The 3,510-nt window shown below is 55.6% G+C and carries 4 protein-coding genes; 2 read left to right on the top strand and 2 right to left on the bottom strand.

Annotation, left to right across the window (positions count from 1 at the left end; translation table 11 throughout):
• Both ACRESJ_RS16325 and ACRESJ_RS16320 read right to left on the bottom strand, forming a co-directional pair.
• Positions 1-117, bottom strand: a 117-nt coding sequence (locus tag ACRESJ_RS16325; RefSeq protein WP_431758823.1) for a cold-shock protein, incomplete at its 3' end; no start/stop codon positions are given.
• 268 nt (positions 118-385) lie between these two features.
• Positions 386-685, bottom strand: a complete 300-nt coding sequence (locus ACRESJ_RS16320; RefSeq protein ID WP_431758822.1) for a hypothetical protein — start codon at positions 683-685, stop codon at positions 386-388.
• Positions 686-1,068: 383 nt separating this feature from the next.
• Between ACRESJ_RS16320 and thrS the strand changes: the two genes are divergently transcribed.
• Together thrS and infC are read left to right on the top strand one after the other, a co-directional pair.
• The gene (gene thrS / locus ACRESJ_RS16315; protein WP_429366695.1) at positions 1,069-2,991 is read left to right on the top strand and encodes a threonine--tRNA ligase; all 1,923 of its coding nucleotides are present in this window, start codon (positions 1,069-1,071) and stop codon (positions 2,989-2,991) included.
• The coding region (infC, locus tag ACRESJ_RS16310; protein WP_431758821.1) for a translation initiation factor IF-3 at positions 2,991-3,510 on the top strand (520 nt) is incomplete at its 3' end. The genes thrS and infC, both read left to right, overlap by 1 nt.

Below are 3,510 nucleotides of genomic sequence, written 5' to 3'. Positions count from 1 at the left end.
GAACAGGTCGTCACCGCCACCTTGAGGAGTGATGAAGCCGAAGCCTTTTTCATCGTTGAACCATTTAACGGTGCCGGTTTGGCGATTAGACATGGTGTATCTCCAAGAAACATATATTTTCAGTAGTACTGTGCTGCTCAGGCCAACTGGGCACACCCGAGTATCATAGTCGAAATGTTCGCTTTGGGAGCCCCCCAGACGTGTTGTTTGCTTTCATATTGCACGTCTTTCACCCTCATGAATGGCTGTGAGCCCCGGTTTCAGAGGGTTTGCGCTACAAAAAAGGGGATTAAAAAAACCCGTGAAAGCTGCGTAAATTATGCAAATCAGCCGATATTTGGCTGTGTTGGGCCCCTGGGTTCCTCAAAAAACGTCCTGCGAAGCTCTATTTCTGGACTCTGCACACCGAGATTTCTTTCAGGGCGCGCTGGCCCAGTTCAGCGCTGGGCGGGTTGTTTTTGTCCATCAGTTGCGCGATCTCTTGTGTGGTGAATTTCTTTTCCAGCACATCGGCGCCGCATGCGCAGTGTTTCTTTGCTTCGGCTGGATTAATGCTTTTGCTTGCGGCTGTTGTGCAATCGCCCATGTACTGCGCTTTCACGCCCGCTGGCCAGGCCGCGTGGGCGCTCAGCGGCAGCAGCAGGGCAAGTGGGGCGGCAACGGCAAAAAGACGGATAAGGCGCATGACATGAACTCCTTGGGATCGGTATCTGTGGCGATTCTCAGTCAATTTGAGGCGACTCGTACATCTCAAGTTCACTCTGCGCCATAAGAGTGAGTAAATCTTCACGGTCTGAATGCGTGCAAGTCGATAACCGTTCATCTGTGCTAGCATGCCTCGCTCGGGCGTTTGCAGGCTCCGGCGGACCTTTGGTCCCGGTAGCGGCAGATGCGCGATTAACCCTGATTTGAATCCCAGTCACTCTGGTTCGGTTTTCCGGTTGGCCGCAAGGCTCCTGCCGCTGTAAGGCAGGCGTTCGTCATTGAATGGCCTGGACCGGATCTTGTACTGGCTCATCCCAACCCACGTGACCTTTGGTAGGGGTCACCACTAGGAGAGGAGGCGCCATGCCAACTATTACTCTTCCCGACGGCAGTCAACGTTCATTCGATCACCCGGTTTCCGTAGCCGAGGTCGCCGCATCCATCGGTGCAGGCCTGGCCAAGGCCACCGTTGCCGGCAAGGTCAATGGCAAGCTGGTCGACGCCAGCGACATCATCGACAGCGATGCGTCGCTGCAAATCATCACGCCAAAGGATGAAGAGGGGCTGGAGATCATTCGCCACTCTTGCGCCCACCTGGTTGGCCACGCGGTCAAGCAGTTGTACCCGACCGCCAAAATGGTCATCGGTCCGGTCATCGACGAAGGTTTCTATTACGACATCGCCTTCGAACGTCCTTTCACCCCGGACGACCTGGCGGCCATCGAACAGCGCATGCAGCAGCTGATCGAGAAAGATTACGACGTGATCAAGAAAGTCACTCCGCGCGCCGAAGTGATCGAAGTGTTCAAGGCCCGTGGCGAAGACTACAAGTTGCGCCTGGTCGAGGATATGCCGAACGAACAGGCCATGGGTCTGTACTATCACGAAGAATACGTCGACATGTGCCGCGGTCCGCACGTGCCGAACACTCGCTTCCTGAAGTCCTTCAAGCTGACCAAGCTGTCCGGCGCCTACTGGCGCGGTGATGCCAAGAACGAGCAATTGCAGCGCGTCTACGGCACCGCGTGGGCGGACAAGAAGCAACTGGCGGCTTACATCCAGCGCATCGAAGAAGCCGAAAAACGCGATCACCGCAAGATCGGCAAGCGCCTGGGCCTGTTCCACACCCAGGAAGAGTCGCCGGGCATGGTGTTCTGGCACCCGAATGGCTGGACTTTGTACCAGGTGCTCGAGCAGTACATGCGCAAGGTTCAGCGCGACAACGGCTATCTCGAAATCAAGACGCCGCAAGTTGTTGACCGCAGCCTGTGGGAGAAATCCGGGCACTGGGCCAACTACGCCGACAACATGTTCACCACGCAGTCGGAAAACCGCGACTACGCGATCAAGCCAATGAACTGCCCTTGCCACGTGCAGGTGTTCAACCAGGGCCTGAAAAGCTACCGCGAGTTGCCGATGCGCCTGGCCGAGTTTGGTGCATGCCACCGTAACGAGCCATCGGGTGCCTTGCACGGCATCATGCGCGTGCGTGCATTCACTCAAGACGACGCCCACATCTTCTGCACTGAAGAGCAGATGCAGGCCGAGTCCGCTGCGTTCATCAAGCTGACCATGGACGTCTACGCCGACTTCGGCTTTAAAGAAGTCGAAATGAAACTGTCCACTCGTCCGGAAAAACGCGTCGGTTCCGATGAGCTTTGGGATCGCGCCGAAGCGGCATTGGCTGCAGCCCTTGATAGCGCGGGCCTGCCGTACGATTTGCAGCCGGGCGAGGGTGCGTTCTACGGTCCGAAGATCGAGTTCTCGCTGAAAGATTGCCTCGGTCGCGTCTGGCAGTGTGGTACCCTGCAGCTCGATTTTAACCTGCCTGTCCGTCTGGGAGCCGAATACGTCTCCGAAGATAACAGCCGCAAGCACCCGGTCATGTTGCACCGGGCGATCCTGGGATCTTTCGAGCGTTTCGTCGGAATTCTGATCGAAAACTACGAGGGCGCATTCCCGGCGTGGCTGGCTCCGACCCAGGCTGTGGTGATGAACATCACTGATAAACAGGCAGATTTTGCCGCCGAAGTCGAAAAAACTCTCAACGAAAGCGGGTTTCGTGCCAAGTCCGACTTGAGAAATGAAAAGATCGGCTTTAAAATCCGCGAGCATACTTTGCTCAAGGTTCCTTATCTCTTGGTTATCGGAGATCGGGAAGTCGAGATGCAGACTGTCGCTGTGCGTACTCGTGAAGGTGCTGACCTGGGCTCGATGCCCGTCGCCCAGTTCGCTGAGTTCCTCGCCCAAGCGGTTTCCCGGCGTGGTCGCCAAGATTCGGAGTAATTATTATTAAGCGTGAAATGAGACAAGATAAACGAACTGCACCGAAAGCCCCGATCAACGAGAATATCTCGGCACGCGAGGTTCGGTTAATTGGGGCTGAAGGTGAACAGCTCGGGATTGTGTCAATCGAAGACGCGCTTCTTAAGGCTGAAGAGGCCAAGCTGGATCTGGTGGAGATTTCCGCCGATGCAGTACCACCTGTTTGCAAACTGATGGACTACGGCAAATCGATCTTCGAAAAGAAGAAGCAGATTGCTGCGGCCAAGAAAAACCAGAAGCAGATTCAGGTTAAAGAAATCAAGTTTCGTCCAGGGACGGAGGAAGGGGATTACCAGGTAAAACTGCGCAACCTGGTACGTTTCCTGAGTGACGGGGACTGGGCCAAGGTATCTTTGCGATTCCGCGGCCGTGAGATGGCCCACCAGGAGCTGGGGATGGAACTCCTCAAGCGAGTTGAAGGTGACTTGCTCGAGTACGGTTCGGTCGAACAGCATCCTAAGATGGAAGGACGCCAGCTGA

The sequence above is a fragment of the Pseudomonas sp. genome (genome assembly GCF_050739655.1).
Classification (GTDB): domain Bacteria; phylum Pseudomonadota; class Gammaproteobacteria; order Pseudomonadales; family Pseudomonadaceae; genus Aquipseudomonas.
This window is presented reverse-complemented; position numbering and strand designations above follow the sequence as displayed.